The following is an 18,158-nucleotide window of genomic DNA, read 5'->3' on the forward strand; positions in this document are numbered from 1 at the left end:
ACAATCTACAAAAGCATAAAGATTATTGACTATACTTGGTGTACTGTCTATGTCACGGTATAGCACAATATCGATTTAAAAATGACTTTGAAAATCGATGCTTAAAGATGCTTCAATATAAAAATGGATACAAGGTTTAAACTAGACAATGAAAATAGACAATATTCCCGATTCAATTGATGCCTCATTAAATCTAGAACAAATCCGCGCAGAATGTCTCGAATTGGTTCAAAAGCGTGCCTATGTTTCTGCGGGTGTAGCCGTCATCCCTGTGCCTTTTTTGGATGTGGTGGTTGATGTCGGCATTTTGTCACAACTGATTCCTGAAATTAATGCCCGCTTTGGGCTTGCACCCGAGCAAATCAGCGTGTTTGACTTGGAAACCAAACAGATTCACTGGCAAGAATTGCGTAAACGTGGCTTTGAGTTTTCAGGTTTAGTCGTGGCACGAACTGCTGTGAAAAACTCAATACACAATTTCGCCTCCAAAATGATTACCAAACAAGTCAGTAAATACATTCCCTTAGGCGGTCAATTGGTGGCGGCAAGCCTTGGCTATTTCATCATGAAAAAAGTGGCCGAGGCTCATGTGGAGGATTGCTACAAACTCGCCAAATCCATCCAGCAAAAACAAAACCTGCAAGCCACTGCTTAAAACTTAATACCCCTGAACGACCTAGCAACTCAACACAGGCTAATCTGCTTTGAGTTGCTTCAAAATACTGCGTAAAATTTCCAATCGTGCGCCGTATTTATCATCATTGGCAATGATGTACCACGGTGCATAGTCGGTATGGGTTCGTTCAAACATATCTGCAGCAGCATGTAAATACTCATCCCATTTTTCACGATTACGCCAATCATCAGGCGTGATTTTAAAGCGCTTGTGTGGCGTTTCTTCACGTTCCTTAAAGCGTGCATATTGCTCGTCTTTACTAATCGATAGCCAGATTTTTACCACTACGGTATGACTATCCGTCAAATCTTTTTCAAAGCGATTGATTTCTTCATAAGCCCGTTGCCACTCTACATCACTGGCAAAACCTTCAACCCGCTCTACCAAAACTCGCCCATACCACGTCCGATCAAAAATGCTAATTCGTTCATTGGGTTGTATTTTGTTCCAGAAACGCCACAAATATGGATGCCGCAATTCATATTTTTCAGGCGCAGCAATGCTATAAATTTCATATTCACGTGGGTCTAAACTTTTTACAATCCGTTTAATCGCGCCACCTTTACCTGCTGCATCCATCCCTTCTAAGGCAATAATCACATTGCGCTCTCCAAAACGTAACGCATCTGCTACTCTACGGGTGAGCTTATCCAGTTCCAGCTTATATTCATTCTTATCAATTTTTTCCGCAGGTGGCTGCTGCAATACGGCGGGAATATCAGCTTGTTTCCATTTATGCTGTGCCGATTTCACATGCTCAGGACAATGCTGCAAGGCTCTTAATACATGTTGTGCAAACTGCTGATCACGCAATTGTTCATCTTCACAATCAATAATGATCCAGTCTTCGGTAAAACGCTGACGCAATTTCTGCAATCGTTCATATTGCTTTTTATTGCGCCAATTTAGACCATGCAATTTATGCCAATGCATTTCACTGGCATCCATCTCATCCAGCCGCTTTTGCAGCGATTTCCACGACAAATCAAACCAGATTTTAATGACATCGACATGGTTATTTTTCAGGTCTTGTTCATAAGCCCGCATATTGTCCAAATATTCATCATATAAGGTTTCATCTAAAGGCTGAGAAACATGTAGAGCAGTACTGAGCAGATCTCCATACCAGTTCCCAAACATCACCACAATTTGCCCTTCTGCGGGAATAAAACGCGCATAAGGTTGCCAAAAGGTTTGGACATTATTAAACATCACAGGGGCATCAGCCTTGACGCGCAAATAACGTGGATCCATCCACTCACGCAACTGTTTAACCGACTCACCTTTACCTGCCAATTCAATACCACTGACCAAGACCAAAACACTTTTGGCATTCGGTTGACCTTGGGTGTCTTTTAAGGCGTATTGCGCATCAATTAAATCGAGTGACAATTGACTTTCATCGACCAAGGCTGGTTCTAGTTGTTGTTTCGCCATTTTTGTCTCGCCATCAGTTAAATAAAATAAAGTTAATCTTTTTAAAGCCGTTGTTTTACTTCAGTATAAAACAAGCTGAAAGCTCATTTTCGCAGATCTTTGTATAATTTCATGACAAATTGACAGCTTTTTATGCCGAATTCGATCATTTTGTCATAGCGGGAACTTGCAACAAGTTCTAAGATTTGCACAAGTTTCAAATCGAGATCGCTCATGTCTAAACTTGCAGTCCTAGATGACCTACTAGAACAGTATTATCAATTGCAATACCATCATAATGCTGAGCTATTTCAACGTCTGCAAGATGTACAAATGTGGCAAAAACAGCGGATGCAGCGCACGCATCACCAGCACTTTTCCGTGAAAAATAATCAATTGATGGCACAATACTTTTTGAACCGTTTATACGGTGGTCCCGATTTTGATGCTTTGGCCAAACAAATTGCGCGCCTGATGAAATATGTGCATAAAGCTGAGAAACTCATTCCTGAAAATGCCATTAAAACTGGCACCGCAGGCGTTGAGTTAGCGATTCTCGCTGTACAGTTAGATGAACGCGTTGCACTGCAATTACTCGAAGACTATGCTCCGAATACCCCCCTCACAGACGAAATGATGCGCCTGAGTTATTTAAAACTGGATCAAGGCCAATCACGTTTACATCAACTGGAACTGCTTGATCAGTTGGGTGCCAGTCTCGACAAATATATGCGTTCATTTATGGTCTATACGGCATTTAAAATGTGTAAAGGCGTCGCTTACAAACACCATTTTGACGTGATGTATGAATTTATGCAGGATGGTTTTTTAGCAATGAAACCTTTAAAATCGGCTGAACAGTTTGTCAAAGACTTTACTGCCATCGAACGTCAAATCATTGCCAAAGTCCATGCCGGCGATCTGCATCCTTTCCAATAAAAGGTCATCTACAGCAAGATAAAATCTTGCGCGTAGATACAGCACGCGTATTTTTTTCTGTATATTATTCATAACAATTGCATGATGGTTACTGTACATCGGCTGAGAATCTGTCATCATGCTTGCACTGCAACATTAACCCTATTTTTATGTTAGGAGTGACTTGAATGTCTAATGAAAATCAAACGCCTACCCCTACCCCTGAGTCGGCTCAACAAACAGACAAAGTCAGCCCATTCCTAAACAGCCCACTTCCTGAGGGTATTCCTCAAGGGCAACAACAGTCATTACAACAACAATTAACCGATACGCCTGTGAACGGCACAGTACCAAAATACAACCTGCCTCGCGGTGCCAATACAGGCAATGTTGGTGCGACTACACACTTCGGTTACCAAACCGTTAACAGTGAAGATAAAGCACAAAAAGTTGCGGAAGTATTCCATTCAGTGGCGAGCAAATACGACATCATGAATGACCTGATGTCCTTTGGTATTCATCGTCTATGGAAACGCTTTGCCATTAACATGTCGGGTGTACGTCGTGGTCAACGCGTATTAGACATTGCAGGTGGTACAGGTGACTTGGCTAAAGTCTTTAGCCGTGAAGTTGGTCCTACTGGGCATGTCGTACTTTCAGATATTAATGAATCGATGTTAAACGTCGGTCGTGATCGTCTGATTGATGCTGGCTGTACCAATGTCGATTTTGTTTTGGCAAATGCAGAAACACTTGAACCTTTTGCCGATAACAGTTTTGACCTGCTCACCATCAGCTTTGGTTTACGAAACGTAACTGATAAAGATGCTGCACTGGCGGCCATGTACCGTGTACTTAAGCCAGGTGGTCGCCTATTGGTGTTAGAATTCTCTAAACCTGTGTTTGAGCCATTCTCAAAACTCTACGATTTGTATTCTTTCACTGCATTGCCAATCATGGGCAAAATTATTGCCAATGACTCAGAAAGCTATAAATATTTAGCTGAATCGATCCGTATGCATCCTGACCAACGTACCCTGAAAGGTATGATGGAACAGGCTGGCTTCCAGAACTGTGATTACCATAACCTGACAGGCGGTATCGTGGCTGTACACCGTGGTTTTAAACTCTAAACGGACTGGTGAAGGTTAAGCTATGTGGTCAATTCTGGCACTTGGTGCAGTTGAACGCTTGATTCACCATGTGATTGATCTGGATGCCATCGCGCGCATTCAGCTCAATCAACTGCAAGGTAAAATGTTGCGTGTGGTACTCGATTCTCCGCAACTCTCGGTCGATGTATTCTTTGATCAAGACAAAGTTCGCCTTGAACCGACTGTCACAGGTCAGGCGGAGCGTCCGTCCATTTTTGAACAACGCCCGTTTGATCCGCAACAAACTACGACAGCAGCAACAGCAACCTTGCAGGTTAAAAGTGTAGTGGAACTGCTGAAGTTATTTTTGGCAGATGATGTAGGCACCATTCCTGTACAAGGTGACTACCATTTACTACAAGATATTCAAAGAATTATGCAGCAGGCTGAACCTGATTTAGCAGCGCATCTCAGTCCTTGGATTGGCCCTGCTTTGGCACATGAACTGGGTAAAATTCAACTTGCACCCAAGCATCTCAAGCGCTCTTTACGCAGCCATTTATTCTTTGCCGAAGATGCACTCAAAGAAGATTCAGGCTTGTTTGCTGCACGCTGGCAAATGGATGACCTGCAACAAAACACCCGTCTTTTGAATCAAAACCTTGATCGTGCAGAAGCCAAAATCCAGCAACTGCAACGTCAAATTGACGTACTTCCAGACTCTATTTAAATTTAGGTAATACACTTTATGATTCCGCACGTTTCACGTTTACTCGAACTTTGGCGCATTGCTGCGCACTATAGACTCGACACGTTGTTTCCTGCGGAAGAATTACCTGAGAAAGCACGTCATGCTCTCGCCTTCATTCGCATGCACCCTGCGGCATGGTCGAGTAAAGAACGTAAAAATCCGCTTAAACTCAAGCAAGCCCTTGAAGACATGGGCCCACTGGCGATTAAGCTGGGACAGTTACTCTCGACGCGTCGTGACTTGATTCCACCTGAAGTCTTGGCGCAACTGGTGTTATTACAAGATCGAGTGAAACCGTTCAGCACCGATGTCGCGAAAACGCGCATTCAGCAATCGCTGAAAGCCGATGTTGCCACTTTGTTCAGCCGTTTTGATGAACAACCGCTTGCTGCTGCTTCGATTGCGCAAGTCCATACCGCTGCCCTGCATGATGGGCGTGAAGTGGTGGTCAAAGTCACCCGCCCCGATATCCGTAGTCAAATTCTACAAGATTTTGAAATTCTGGAATGGCTCGGTGCGACTTTAGAAAAACGCCTAGAAGCTGCACGCGCACTACATTTATCTGAAATTATTCAGGATTATCGTCAAATTATTCTGAATGAACTGGATTTAACTCTAGAAGCAGATAATACCCGTCGCATGCGTCATTACTTCACGGGTTCAAGCATGATGTATGTGCCTGAAGTCTATATGGACAGCAAAGAAGTGATGGTGGCCGAACGCATTACAGGCGTGCCAATTTCTGACACGGCGACTTTTGACCGTCTGGGTATGGATCGTAAAGATTTGTCAGAGAAAGGGTTGACCATCTTCTTTACCCAAGTGTTCCGCGACAACTTTTTCCATGCGGATATGCATCCAGGCAACGTGTTTGTCGAGACCATCAACCCAAGCAATCCACGCTTTATTGCACTGGACTGTGCGATTATGGGCGAGCTGTCTAAACACGACCAAATGACTGTTGCGCGCATGTTACTGGCGGTCATGAACAGTGACTTCATGCAACTAATTCAAATTGTGCATCAAGCAGGCTGGATTCCACCGGGTACCGACCAAGATGCCTTGGCGCGTGAAATGCGCCGAACGGTCGGGCCTATGGTCTCGAAACCAATGCATGAATTGGACTTTGCCGGTATTCTGATTCAGGTTATGGATATTGCTCGTCGTTTCCATTTGGAAATTCCACCGCAATTGATGTTACTGCTGAAAACATTGGTCCACGTGGAAGGCTTAGGTACTGACCTGTATCCAGAATTAGACATTTGGAGCTTGGCAAAACCAATCCTCACCGATTGGATCAAAGCCCAAATGAACCCACAGAAAAATCTCAAAGAACTCGGGCAGAAAATCCCTGATTTACTGTTAGGTGCACAAGATTTTCCAACTCTGTTGGTCGATAGCTTAAATGGCTTAAAAAATCAGTCAGCTTGGAATGCGAAACAGCTAAATGAACTGCAAAGCCTGCGTCTACAGATGGAACATCAACAAAAACGCAGTTGGATTTTCGGTAGTTTAATGGCAATTTTCCTGTCAATTGCCATTATTGCCCCATGGTACATCTCGATTATCTTAATTGCCTGTGCCAGCCTATTGTCAATTTGGCGTCTGTTTAAATAATTTTGTCGATAAAACATACTGTGGATAGCCCAAGAGTTATCCACAGTTTTGTGTATTTTTAACTCACACTTCTAAAGTGACTATCAAGTCACCTAAAGTTTTTCCCCGCCATTGAGCCCGTAGGCAGAACTTTTAAACTAAGTGCACATTTGTATATTTATAATTGCACCATGATTCAAATTCTTGAAAAGCGCTCTCCCGCCTTGAATATTCGTGCTGGTCATCTTGCTCGGCAACTGATCCAACAAGAAGGCTTCCATGCCAAACAGGTCGATATTTTACCCGGTGCAGCAGGTGGTCCCAAAGGCATTGGTTTGACTGGGCTTGATCAAGCCATCTTTGGCAGTTTTCTGCCGCAAGCCAAACAGCGCCGATTTTTAGTCGGTTCTTCAGTTGGTGCATGGCGTTTTGCAGGAATTTTGGCGCAAGGTGAAAAGCTCGGCCCTGAAAAACTGGCGGAGCTGTATATTCATCTTCCTTTTCATAAAAAGATGAAAATTGCCGAGATCGAAAAAATTTCACGCGACATGCTATCTGGTATTCTGAATCAGCAAACGCAAAAATTGGTTGATCATCCCGATTATCACCTCACCATTATTGCCGCAAAAGCTGAACACCTCTTCCAAAGTGATCAACGATTGGCTCTGTATGGCGCTTTGCTAGGTATTGTGGGCAGCAATGCCATTGCACGTCAGCATTTAAACCTTTTTATGCAACGGGTCATCTGCCAACCGAAAAATTTCCCACAATTTAAAATTAAAGACGATAGTTTTAAAACCCATTATCTGAACTTCAATTCAGACAATGTTGCCGACTGGCTCATGGCATCAGGTTCAATTCCTGGTGTTACGCCTGCGGTCAAAAATATCAGTGATGCCCCGCAAGGGGCTTATCGCGATGGGGGCTTGATTGACTATCACATCGATTTACCCTTTGAAAGCCAAGGGATTGTGCTCTACCCACATTTTAGCGACAGCATTACTCCGGGTTGGTTCGACAAGATGTTTAAATCGCGCAAAGCCAATCCGACGAATCAAGCACGCACTCTGCTGATTTCACCTTCGCAGGAATATCTGGCCAGCTTACCTTTGGGACGTTTACCTGATCGTAAAGATTTCACTCTCAAAGGCATGGAGCCACAACGTCGCATCCAACTCTGGAAACAATGTGTGGCTGAAAGCCAACGTTTGGGCGATGAGTTCTTGGAACTGGTCGAAAAGCAACGATTTGCCGAGGTCATGCAAGCGCTTTAAACCTCAGATCTGCAACATGAATGAACGGTGCCGAGTTCATGTTGCAACATCCTGACTGGGTAAATTGATGAAAGATAATTAACACAAATCCAGCCCGATCCCCTACACTATAGCCTGATGTTTTTCGCATCAACTTGAATATTCTTTTCAATTAACTGATTTTGGTGAAGTCCCTATGAACAACGTGCGCTGGCTCGATGAAGTAAAATTTAACGAACAAGGTTTAGTCCCTGCCATTGCACAGCATCATCAAACAGGACGCGTGCTTATGGTGGCGTGGATGAACCGCGAAGCCTTGGCACTCACTGCTGAAAAAAATCAGGCAGTTTATTTTTCCCGTTCACGTAACAAGTTGTGGCACAAAGGGGAAGAGTCTGGACACTTTCAAACCGTGCATGAAATTCGTCTGGATTGCGATGCAGATGTCATTGTTCTACAAATTGAACAACACGGCGGTATTGCCTGCCATACGGGTCGTGAATCATGTTTCTATCGTAAACTCACCCCGCAAGGCTGGGAAATTGTCGATGCACAACTGAAAGATCCGAGCCAGATTTACGCGGCTGAAAAATCCAGCAATCCACATACTATTGCCATGAGTGCATCTACTGCACAATCGGAGCAAGTCGAAGTGCTGTCTTACCTCGGTCAAATGATGACTGAACGTAAAGGTGCAGATCCTGACTCTTCTTATGTGGCAAAGCTATACCACAAAGGTTTGAACAAAATTTTAGAAAAAATTGGTGAAGAAAGTATTGAAACAATTCTTGCCGCAAAAGAATTTCAATTGATCGCCAATGAAGACAATAAAAATGATTTGATTTATGAAGTGGCAGATTTATGGTTCCATACCATTGTGATGTTGGGTCATTTTGACTTAGATCCACAACTGGTTTTGAATGAATTGGCACGACGCCAAGGACTCTCAGGTTTGGTCGAAAAAGCCAACCGTAGCCACTAAAGCTCTGTTTGCCTGTGTCAAATCAACATCCAAAACCGAGCGCAACCTATGAGCAGGCGACTGCCATTGATAATGCGCGTCTAGGACAATCCTTTAAAGTGATTGCCTATGCTGGCACAGGTAAAACCACCACCTTACAAATGATCAGTGATGCTATGCCACAACGACGTGGCATGTATCTGGCCTTTAACAAAGCCATCGCCAGTGAAGCGCAGCAAAAGTTTCACTCCAATGTGGATTGCCGCACCTTTCACTCACTGGCATTCCGTAGTGTTCCACGTGGAATCACCGATAAACTGCGATTACCCCGACTCAGCCCCAGCTTCATTGCCAAAGAATATCGGCTAGAACCGATTACCTTAAGACGTATGATGGGCGGACGCTATGAAAAATATGTGCTGATGCCGAGTCGACTTGCCAGTTTGGTCGCCAATGCGGTGAGCTATTTTTGCTCAACCAGTTCGCAATACCCTGCACTGCGACATCTGCAAGCACCCAATTGGTTGCATCCCGACGATATCGATACCTTACAAAAGCATCTTTATCCTGCGGTAGAACGTCGTTGGCTAGAATCGATTGATCCCAATCATCAGGCAGGAATTGGGCATGATATTTATCTGAAACTTTGGGCACTATCTGAACCGAATATTCCTGCCGATTACGTTCTATTTGATGAAGCACAAGACGCCGACCCCTTAATGTTGGGCATCTTATTGCGTCAGAAAAATACTCAAGTAATTTATGTCGGTGATGCTCATCAGCAAATTTATGCTTGGCGTGGTGCCATCAATGCCATGCAGCAACTTCCTTTACCCGAATCTCGCCTCACTACTTCATTTCGCTTTGGTGAAAGCATTGCGCACAATGCCAATGCAATCTTGGGCGCGCTTAATGAAAAAGTGCCTCTGCTAGGCAATCCACTGTTGAATTCCAAAGTGGTGAATAAACCACACACCAAAATGCGGGATGCAATTTTATGTCGAACCAATGCTCGTGCCATGGAACTGTTGCTTTCAGGGTTAGTACATGGCGATAAAGTGAGTCTACAAGCCGACCATGTCAAACTGAATCGTTTTGTCGATGCCGCCAGCATGTTGAAACAGGGCAAACGTGTCACTGATGTGCCTGAACTGGCGTGGTTTAATTCTTGGCATGATGTACATGAATATTGCGAAACCAATGAAGGCAGCGACATTAAACCTTTGGTGAAATTGGTAGATGATCATGGTACTGATCCGCTTAAACGTGCTTTAGCCAAAATTACTCCGATTGAACAAGCCGATTATATTATTTCCACGGCGCACAAAGCCAAAGGACTAGAATGGGACCGTGTACACATCGAAGATGACTATCAGTTTAAGCTGACGGAACAAGATCATAAAATTAGTGACGAAGAGTTAAGATTGCTGTACGTCGCCTGTACTCGTGCTAAAGTAAGTCTAAATATTCATCATATTTACGACTTGATGCAACAACTGAAAAATAGGATGCCTGTCTCATTACGCCAAGCGGCAGGCTAGCCATTGCACGAATGCGGGGCTTATATGAAAATCGAATCGTTACAGCTCAAACACACCAATCTGTTTGCCAATTTACAGCTTCAATTTCATTATCATGATCAACCCATCACCCTAATTTTAGGCGATCAAGCTACAGGCAAAACCAGCATTCTCAAGCATGCCTATCAAGCCTTAACTTGGTTTGCTGCCCGTTATAAAGACCTGCGTAGTGCGGGTGTGGTCATGTTAGATCAAGATATTCTGCATAGCCGCCTACAGTCCAAAGTTCAGATTTGTGTCGAAATTCCTACCGATATTGGCACCCTCGCAGAGTCTGAAACAGCGCAACCTGAAGTGTTGAATCATTGCAGTTGGCAACTCTATAAAACCCTCAATCAGCAAGGCATTGGGCTGAGTAAAGCTGAAACCGATCAGCTTGAACAACTGGTTCAACTTTACCATCGGGCCCTACAACAAGACCCAATGCAAGGCTTACCGCTGATTGCTTATTACCCCGCTGAACGTTTTGTCAATGAAATCAATTTACTGAGCAAGAACAATCCGATTGTATTTCAAGCTGCATATGCCTATGACGTAGCTGCCATTCCTTTTACAACCTTTAGTCGTTTCTTTGAATGGTTTCGTGAAATTAGTGATCTGGAAAATGCTCAGACCGCTCAACTGTTTCAACAGTTAATGCGTGATCAATTACATTTAGGTCAGCACTTACAACCTGAAAATATTCCGAACACCTTATTTCAAGCCCATGCACAACTCCATGCGCCATGCTTAAAAGCCCTAAAAGATAGTCTGCGCATCGTCTTGCCTGAACTGAATGATATTTTTGTGCAATATCAACCAAAACTGCAATTAATGGTGAGCTATCAAGGCAAAACGATGCAATTTCAACAGCTTTCCAGCAGTCAAAAAAATTGGATAGCGTTGATTGGTGATATTGTTCGACGCATGTGCTTGCTCAATCCTTTCAGTCTCTATCCGTGCTTAGAAGGTGATGGGATCTTACTCATCGATGCGATTGATGAGCAGCTAGATCAACAACATTGCAGCCAGATTTTGCAACAGCTACATCAAGCCTTTCCACAGTTACAAATTATCGCAACGGGTAACCGAACAGAACTCCTTGAAAATGCGGCCACCTATCAATGCCTGCAACTTTCTGCGCAGGGAGTGCAAGACATCGCACTGCAACCACTACAACAACAATTTGATCAAATTTATGCAGAACTCAGTCAAATTTCATTATCTGACACGACTGAACTCGAGCAGTTATCTGATACCCCCTCCACTTCTGCGGTTCAGCAATTGTATGCACAAATTCAACAACTCTCACCAGAAGCACAAGCTGAGTTTCAGCAACTGTGGCAACAAGAGCACGATTCTTCTTTTCAGAACCCGTCGTCCTAGTTTTTTTGCAAGAAAAGAATTACTTTAAGTTCAATTTTGACCTCAAAACAGATAATTCAATCGGTGTGCACGAAAAGGTTTGATGTTGTTTTATTCATGTAATAAGATCAGATTTATTCAGCTTTTTTATAGTAAAATTTTGTTTTGCTATAGTTTTCAAGTTGCGCAACACAGCTTGCTTTTCGCTTTTTTTATTTTCTTTACGGCTTTCAAGATTGAATTTTTTGGATATCTCTTTGCTGTCCTGTAATCCTTGAAAGATAAGATTCACCCATAGGTTTCGACCTATCACGACAATGGATACAAGTGTGCTACCAATTATTATCTTGTTACCGTTAGTACTGGGCACAACCCTTGTCTCGTGGCTGAAAAATTTTTCGCGCGGGGTAACGGCTTTCGGGGCTATCGGAGTCAGTCTAAGTAGTTTAATTCTGTTACTGACTCAAGCAAAGCAGGTCTTTCATGGCGAAGTCATTACTCAAAGTTGGTCTTGGTTACCACAACTGGGCATTGATCTCAGTTTCCGTCTGGACGCCTTAGGTCTACTTTTCTCTTTGCTGATCACAGGTATCGGCACGCTCATTTTTATTTATGCCTATTATTACCTCAGCCCAAAAAACTCATTGAGCAAACTCTATCTATTGCTCATGTTGTTTATGGCAGCAATGTTGGGTATCTCTCTTTCCAATAATTTAATTCTGCTGTTAATTTTTTGGGAACTGACCAGTATTTCTTCTTTCCTCTTGGTCGGCTACTGGAGCAACTATGATGTTGCACAACGTGGCTCGCGTATGGCACTCACCATTACAGGAATGGGTGGCTTGGCCATGCTGGGGGGCTTTATTTTACTGGGGCAAATTACAGGCACCTATCAAATTGACCAGATTCTGACCATGTCAGAACATATTCAAAATCATGCCTTATTTACCCCAACCTTATTGCTGATTCTACTCGGTGCCTTTACCAAAAGTGCGCAGTTCCCCTTCCACTTCTGGCTCCCGAATGCCATGGCTGCACCAACACCTGTGTCCGCTTATCTGCATTCGGCCACCATGGTGAAGGCGGGAATTTTCTTGCTGGCACGCTTACTCCCAATCTTTGCAGGTGCTGCGCTTTATCACAATATTGTGACTTTTGTTGGCTTATTCACCCTATGCATGGCGGCATTCTTTGCCATTTTCAAAGAAGATCTGAAAGGGCTTCTGGCCTACTCGACCATCAGTCATCTGGGTTTAATCGTCTGCCTATTGGGGATTGGTTCACCATTGGCTGTCGCTGCTGCCATTTTCCACATCATCAACCATGCCACCTTTAAGGCGGCGCTGTTTATGATTGCAGGTATTGTTGATCACGAAACAGGAACGCGTGACTTACGTAAATTAAGTGGCGTATGGCAATTATTACCGTTCTCAGCCACCCTGACTATAGTCACCGCAGCGGCTATGGCAGGTGTTCCACTGACCAATGGTTTCTTGTCTAAAGAAATGTTCTTTACCGAGTTATTGGCAAACTTAAATGGCCCAGTACTGGTGCTGTCCGCAGCTATTGCGACTTTGGCAGGTATTTTTGCAGTTGCTTATTCTGTACGTTTAGTGCATGGCGTGTTTTTTGATGGTTCACTTGGTGAGCAAGTTCCTAATAAAGATGGACATGAACCGCCTATTGGCATGCGTGCGCCTGCAATTCTCTTGGCAATTCTATGTATTGTGGTGGGCATTTTCCCTGCGCTCACTGTTGAGCAAATTGTCAATAGTACGGCGCGCGCCAGTACGCAGTTACATGACTTCTCGGGAACACATTTGGCCATCTGGCATGGTTTTAATTTACCTTTAGTGATGAGTTTAATTGCTCTAGTTGGCGGTTTAAGCTTTTACTTCGTTCTAGCAAAGAACCGTAAAATTCGTAGTATTGACCTAGACCCAGCCTTGGGACCTTTTCAAGGTAAACTTATCTTTGAGTCTCTACTCAAACACTTGCTTCTTAAATCACGAAAAATTAAACGTAAAACAGAAACAGGCTCCTTGCAAACTTACCTGCTCTGGATCGTAGCGTTTAGTATTGTCTTGGTCGCTGTTCCTCTGATGGGTCAAGGGCTGACCACAGGTACACGTGAACTGACTCATGCTCCTATGCTCGCAATTGTGCTATGGCTATTGTTATTCTCTGCCTGCTGGATGATGCTCTGGTTCCATCATGAACGCATTAAAGCTGTCCTGATTAGTGGTGCCATTGGTTTAGTTGTGACCATGGTGTTTGTCACTTTGTCAGCACCAGATTTGGCCCTAACGCAAATTACTGTGGATGTTGTGACCACGGTGTTGCTGCTCATGAGCTTATCACTCTTACCTCAGCTTACACCTTATGAATCCAGTCAAGCACGTCGTTGGCGCGATGCCATTCTTTCTATTGTCGGTGGACTTGGCATTGGTTGGATCACTTGGCTGATTCTGACGCGTGACCATAATTCAATTTCTTGGTTCTTCTTACAACAGTCGATACCTCTGGGCGGTGGTTCAAACGTTGTTAACGTGATTCTAGTCGATTTCCGTGGTTTCGATACCTTCGGTGAGATCACGGTATTGGGTATTGCAGGTATCGGCACACTCTGTTTAATGGATGGTATGCGTACACATGGTACAACCATCACACAAGGTTTAACTTATCGCTTTAACCCCTCCCCTTTAATGCTCCGTATCGCATCCTCTTGGATTTTACCGCTGGCTTTGGTCATCAGCTTGTATATTTTCCTACGTGGACACAATGAACCTGGTGGTGGTTTTATTGCAGGCTTAATTACCTCTTTGGCATTGATCATTCAATATATTGCATTAGGCCAAGACCAAGCCGAACAATTGCTTCGCGCCAAATCTGGACGCCTATACGAAATCTGGATTGGTGCAGGTCTAAGCATTGCAGGACTAACAGCTATTGCAGCATGGTTCTGGGGACGCCCGTTTCTGACCAGTGCACACATCTACGTTTCACCCCCAATTTTAGGTGAAATGCACTTGGCTTCTGCGGCTGCATTTGATGTTGGGGTCTATGTCACAGTGGTCGGTGCAACCATGCTCATGATTTCTGTTCTGGGTGACTCGCGCCACTCAAGCATGTCTGGTCCATTACCAAAGGGGAAATAATATGATTAGTCTAGAATTTCTTATTGCCTCTGCGATTGGACTGTTAGTTTCAACAGGCATCTATCTGATTCTGCGCGCGCGTACCTTTCCAGTGGTACTTGGCTTAGCCATGATTGGTTATGCGGTAAACGTGTTTCTGTTTGCGATGGGGCGGGTCCAAATCAACTCGCCTGCAGTATTGACTGAAGCGTCCAAGTCCACGGACCCATTGCCACAAGCGCTCGTCCTTACAGCCATTGTGATTGGTTTCGCCACCACAGCCTTTATTGTACAACTGGCTTTACGCAGCCGCTATGAATCAGGGACCGACCACGTTGACTCAAAAGAAGAAATTAGTCTTGTTGACCCACGCGAGGATGAGCCTTAATGCATAACTTCATCCAATTTTGGGCCGAGCATACACCAATTTTCAGCATCATCATTCCTGCATTTACTGGCTTTATTCTGGTTTTACTGGGCAATCCAGGTTCAGGTTCACTTGCCTACGACTGGCGTCAACCTTGGCGTCGTGGCATCAGTCTGATTTCTGCACTCTTAGGGCTCGCTACTGCAATTTGCTATTTAATGGTGGCCAGTCATGGACAAATCAGCAGCTATAACCTGAGTGAATGGACGGCACCTTTCGGGATCGTTTTGGTTTTAGACCAACTCTCTGCCTTAATGCTAGTCTTAACCTATGCACTTGCAGTGCCTGTTTTGTGGTTTGCAAGCCGTGAGTGGGATACCCGTGGTCGTTATTTTCATACCATGTTCCATTTCTTATTAATGGGATTATGCGGAGCATTCCTCACAGGCGACTTGTTTAACCTGTTTGTGTTCTTCGAAATTCTATTGATGGCATCTTATGTGTTGCTCTTGCATGGACAAGGCAAAGCACGCTTTCAGCTCGGTATTCATTACGTCACCATCAACCTCTTGGCCTCTGCATTGTTCCTGATTGGTCTGGGCATGATTTATGGTAGCGTCGGCAGTTTGAATATGGCAGATGTCGCACGCTTACTACCGAGCTTACAACCTGATGAGCACAAATTAGCTGTAGCAGGTGGACTATTATTATTTGTGGTATTTGGAATTAAAGCCGCAATGTTACCTGTCGGCTTCTGGTTACCCAAAACCTATGCCGTAGCCACCACCCCTGTTGCCGCCATTTTCACCATCATGACCAAAGTCGGCATTTATGCCATTTTACGGGTTAACGGTACCATATTTGATGATGCTTTAAGTCAATCCATTCTACAAAACTGGTTATTGCCTATCGGTTTAATCACCTCACTCTATGGTGTGATTGGTGCCATTGGTGCGGAACGTTTACGCCGTTTTGTCGGTTTTATGGTGTTATCTTCCATTGGAACCTTACTCACTGCTATTGCCTTGTTTAATACCCAAGCATGGTCAGCAACGCTGTATTATCTGGTACATAGCACGCTGATTGCAGCCGCTTTTTATCTGCTTTGTGGCTGGATTACCTCGCAACGTGGTGTCTACAAGGATCATTTAAAAATCGCACCACAGATGAAACAACATCATGTGCTTTCGATTTGCTATTTCCTTATTGCATTAATGATGGCGGGATTACCCCCTTTCAGTGGCTTTCTTGGCAAGGTATTTATTCTTCAAGCCACTGTAAATGAACCTTATCAAGGTATTGTGATTACAGTGATTCTGGTTGTAAGTTTGCTCAGTATTCTCGCATTTACTCGTGTGGGTTTTATTCTGTTCTGGCGTGCCAGCAAACCTGAAGAAATTGCACATATTGATGCAGAATATACAGCTTACCAAGCAACTCCAGAAAAAGCTCCTCCACGCAACGACATAGCCATCTATGTCTTATTGGCTAGTCTGATTTGTTATATGGTCGCGGCAGGACCTATACAGCAATATACTCAGAATACTGCATTACAAATTCAAAATAATGCCTTGTATGAAGCGACTATATTGAAGAAGGATGAGCTGAATCAAGTCATTAGTGTGCAGCCTTTTGATCCTGAAAACTTACCCGAAACCAAATACGGTGGTGAAGAACTCGATCCTAATGCACATCTTATTCCATATACCATCAGTGAAGATACTTTGTCTGGCGAGCACATTTCACCGTACAAGTTACGTCAAATTCAAGAACAACAGACACATGAAATGTTGATTCCTGATGATGCTCAACTTAAACCAGTGGGGCCATAATGATGCAAAAAAAATCTTTCCTTAATCGATGGCTACCTCATCCTTTTGTTTCGGTTTTGGTTGCGATCACTTGGATTATGCTGGCACATAGTTTAGATGCAGCAACATTGGTCATGGCAAGTTTACTTGCCTTGATTATTCCACTCTTAGTACAACCCTTTATTCAGCAGACACCTAATATTCATTGGAAGGCAGCAATTAAGCTATTTTTTGTTGTGCTTTGGGATATTGTGATCTCCAATATTCGGATTGCTAAGTTAGTTTTAGGTCCAATGGATCAATTACACCCGAAATGGTATCGCGTACCTTTAGACACACAACACGATGAAGTCAATAGCTTACTGGCGATGATCATTACCACCACTCCTGGTACAGTTTCTGCTGGGATTGATCAGGATCGTGGTGATATTTTGGTTCATGCCTTAAGTAGTGACGATACAGAAATTGATATTCAAGACATCAAAAACCGTTATGAAAAACCACTAATGGAGATCTTCCACGTCAACTCAGGAGATGCCACATGACCGTTTTACCTTATGCTTTAGGTATCTGTATGGTTGCTATCACACTTTCAATGATGATGTGCTTGGGTCGCCTGATTGTTGGACCGTCTATTGTCGATCGGTTGTTGGCTTTAGATACCTTGTTCTTAAATGCGACCTGTCTCATTGTGGTACTGGGCATCTATTGGAGCACCACGTCACTGTTTGAAGGAGCACTACTGGTGGCAATGCTTGGATTTGTATCCACTGTCGCTTTGGCACGCTACTTCACCTCTGGTCATGTCATCGATTAAGGAGTCCATCACATGCAATTACTCATGGAAATACTGGTTTCTATTTTCTTGCTGATTGGTGCATTCTTCATGTTGGTTGGAGGCATTGGCATGGTACGTCTACCCGACTTATTTATGCGTCTGCATGCACCTACCAAATCGAGCACCTTAGGTTTAGGAAGCTTTTTAATTGCTGCCATGATCTTTTCAGCTTTTCAGGGACGTATTGGTTTTGCTGAGGTTCTGCTCACACTCTTAGCCTTCATCACAGCCCCTGTATCAGCCAATCTCATGGCACAAGCTGCACTTCATCTGCGCTTACGCTCGAGGAGTGGTGATGTACCCGAAGCATTAAATCGGCCATTACCATGGCAACGCCAGCGTCGCCGCCAATAACTCATAAGCATTAAAAAAGCCACCCGAAGGTGGCTTTTTATATCACTCAATTTTAATCTTGA

At 43.8% G+C, this 18,158-nt stretch carries 16 protein-coding genes; 15 read left to right on the forward strand and 1 reads right to left on the reverse strand.

Features of this window, described 5'->3' with window-relative positions; genetic code table 11:
- The first annotated feature begins 148 nt into the window (after window positions 1–148).
- Window positions 149–655, forward strand: a complete 507-nt coding sequence (locus tag MP622_RS12410) for a hypothetical protein (protein WP_243791203.1) — start codon at window positions 149–151, stop codon at window positions 653–655.
- A 39-nt stretch (window positions 656–694) separates the two neighbouring features.
- Here the strand turns inward: MP622_RS12410 and MP622_RS12415 are convergent, their stop codons facing one another.
- On the reverse strand, window positions 695–2,113 hold the full coding sequence (locus MP622_RS12415) for a phosphate--AMP phosphotransferase (RefSeq protein ID WP_243791205.1): 1,419 nt from the start codon (window positions 2,111–2,113) through the stop codon (window positions 695–697).
- Between the two features lie 213 nt (window positions 2,114–2,326).
- Here MP622_RS12415 and MP622_RS12420 point away from each other — a divergent pair, with 213 nt between their 5' ends.
- The 14 genes from MP622_RS12420 (at window position 2,327) to MP622_RS12485 (ending at window position 18,096) form a co-directional block, all read left to right on the forward strand.
- Entirely contained in the window at window positions 2,327–3,031 is a 705-nt protein-coding gene (locus MP622_RS12420) for a hypothetical protein (protein WP_016168379.1), read from the forward strand.
- Window positions 3,032–3,198: 167 nt separating this feature from the next.
- On the forward strand, window positions 3,199–4,143 hold the full coding sequence (gene ubiE / locus MP622_RS12425; protein WP_016168380.1) for a bifunctional demethylmenaquinone methyltransferase/2-methoxy-6-polyprenyl-1,4-benzoquinol methylase UbiE: 945 nt from the start codon (window positions 3,199–3,201) through the stop codon (window positions 4,141–4,143).
- Window positions 4,144–4,165: 22 nt separating this feature from the next.
- On the forward strand, window positions 4,166–4,834 hold the full coding sequence (locus tag MP622_RS12430; RefSeq protein WP_243791206.1) for a hypothetical protein: 669 nt from the start codon (window positions 4,166–4,168) through the stop codon (window positions 4,832–4,834).
- Between the two features lie 18 nt (window positions 4,835–4,852).
- Complete coding sequence (locus MP622_RS12435) at window positions 4,853–6,472, forward strand: AarF/UbiB family protein (protein ID WP_044740587.1); 1,620 nt, start codon at window positions 4,853–4,855, stop codon at window positions 6,470–6,472.
- A 170-nt stretch (window positions 6,473–6,642) separates the two neighbouring features.
- Window positions 6,643–7,725 carry a patatin-like phospholipase family protein gene (locus MP622_RS12440; protein WP_243791208.1) on the forward strand — a complete coding sequence of 361 codons (1,083 nt, stop codon included), beginning with the start codon at window positions 6,643–6,645 and terminating at the stop codon, window positions 7,723–7,725.
- A 175-nt stretch (window positions 7,726–7,900) separates the two neighbouring features.
- Entirely contained in the window at window positions 7,901–8,686 is a 786-nt protein-coding gene (hisIE, locus tag MP622_RS12445) for a bifunctional phosphoribosyl-AMP cyclohydrolase/phosphoribosyl-ATP diphosphatase HisIE (protein WP_243791210.1), read from the forward strand.
- A 14-nt stretch (window positions 8,687–8,700) separates the two neighbouring features.
- Window positions 8,701–10,206, forward strand: a complete 1,506-nt coding sequence (locus tag MP622_RS12450) for a UvrD-helicase domain-containing protein (protein WP_243791212.1) — start codon at window positions 8,701–8,703, stop codon at window positions 10,204–10,206.
- 24 nt (window positions 10,207–10,230) lie between these two features.
- Window positions 10,231–11,610, forward strand: coding sequence for an AAA family ATPase (locus tag MP622_RS12455; RefSeq protein ID WP_243791214.1), 1,380 nt, complete (start codon window positions 10,231–10,233; stop codon window positions 11,608–11,610).
- 296 nt (window positions 11,611–11,906) lie between these two features.
- On the forward strand, window positions 11,907–14,747 hold the full coding sequence (locus tag MP622_RS12460; protein ID WP_243791216.1) for a monovalent cation/H+ antiporter subunit A: 2,841 nt from the start codon (window positions 11,907–11,909) through the stop codon (window positions 14,745–14,747).
- Window position 14,748: 1 nt separating this feature from the next.
- Complete coding sequence (locus tag MP622_RS12465) at window positions 14,749–15,114, forward strand: Na+/H+ antiporter subunit C (protein ID WP_016168388.1); 366 nt, start codon at window positions 14,749–14,751, stop codon at window positions 15,112–15,114.
- Complete coding sequence (locus MP622_RS12470) at window positions 15,114–16,925, forward strand: monovalent cation/H+ antiporter subunit D (protein WP_243791218.1); 1,812 nt, start codon at window positions 15,114–15,116, stop codon at window positions 16,923–16,925. The genes MP622_RS12465 and MP622_RS12470 overlap by 1 nt, the downstream gene beginning before the upstream one ends.
- 2 nt (window positions 16,926–16,927) lie before the next feature.
- Entirely contained in the window at window positions 16,928–17,449 is a 522-nt protein-coding gene (locus tag MP622_RS12475; RefSeq protein ID WP_243793529.1) for a Na+/H+ antiporter subunit E, read from the forward strand.
- On the forward strand, window positions 17,446–17,721 hold the full coding sequence (locus MP622_RS12480; protein WP_243791220.1) for a monovalent cation/H+ antiporter subunit F: 276 nt from the start codon (window positions 17,446–17,448) through the stop codon (window positions 17,719–17,721). Before MP622_RS12475 ends, MP622_RS12480 begins: the two co-directional genes overlap by 4 nt.
- Window positions 17,722–17,733: 12 nt before the next feature.
- On the forward strand, window positions 17,734–18,096 hold the full coding sequence (locus MP622_RS12485; RefSeq protein WP_016168392.1) for a Na+/H+ antiporter subunit G: 363 nt from the start codon (window positions 17,734–17,736) through the stop codon (window positions 18,094–18,096).
- Window positions 18,097–18,158: the final 62 nt, after the last annotated feature.

The organism is Acinetobacter sp. PK01 (assembly GCF_022819285.1).
Lineage (GTDB): Bacteria > Pseudomonadota > Gammaproteobacteria > Pseudomonadales > Moraxellaceae > Acinetobacter > Acinetobacter tandoii.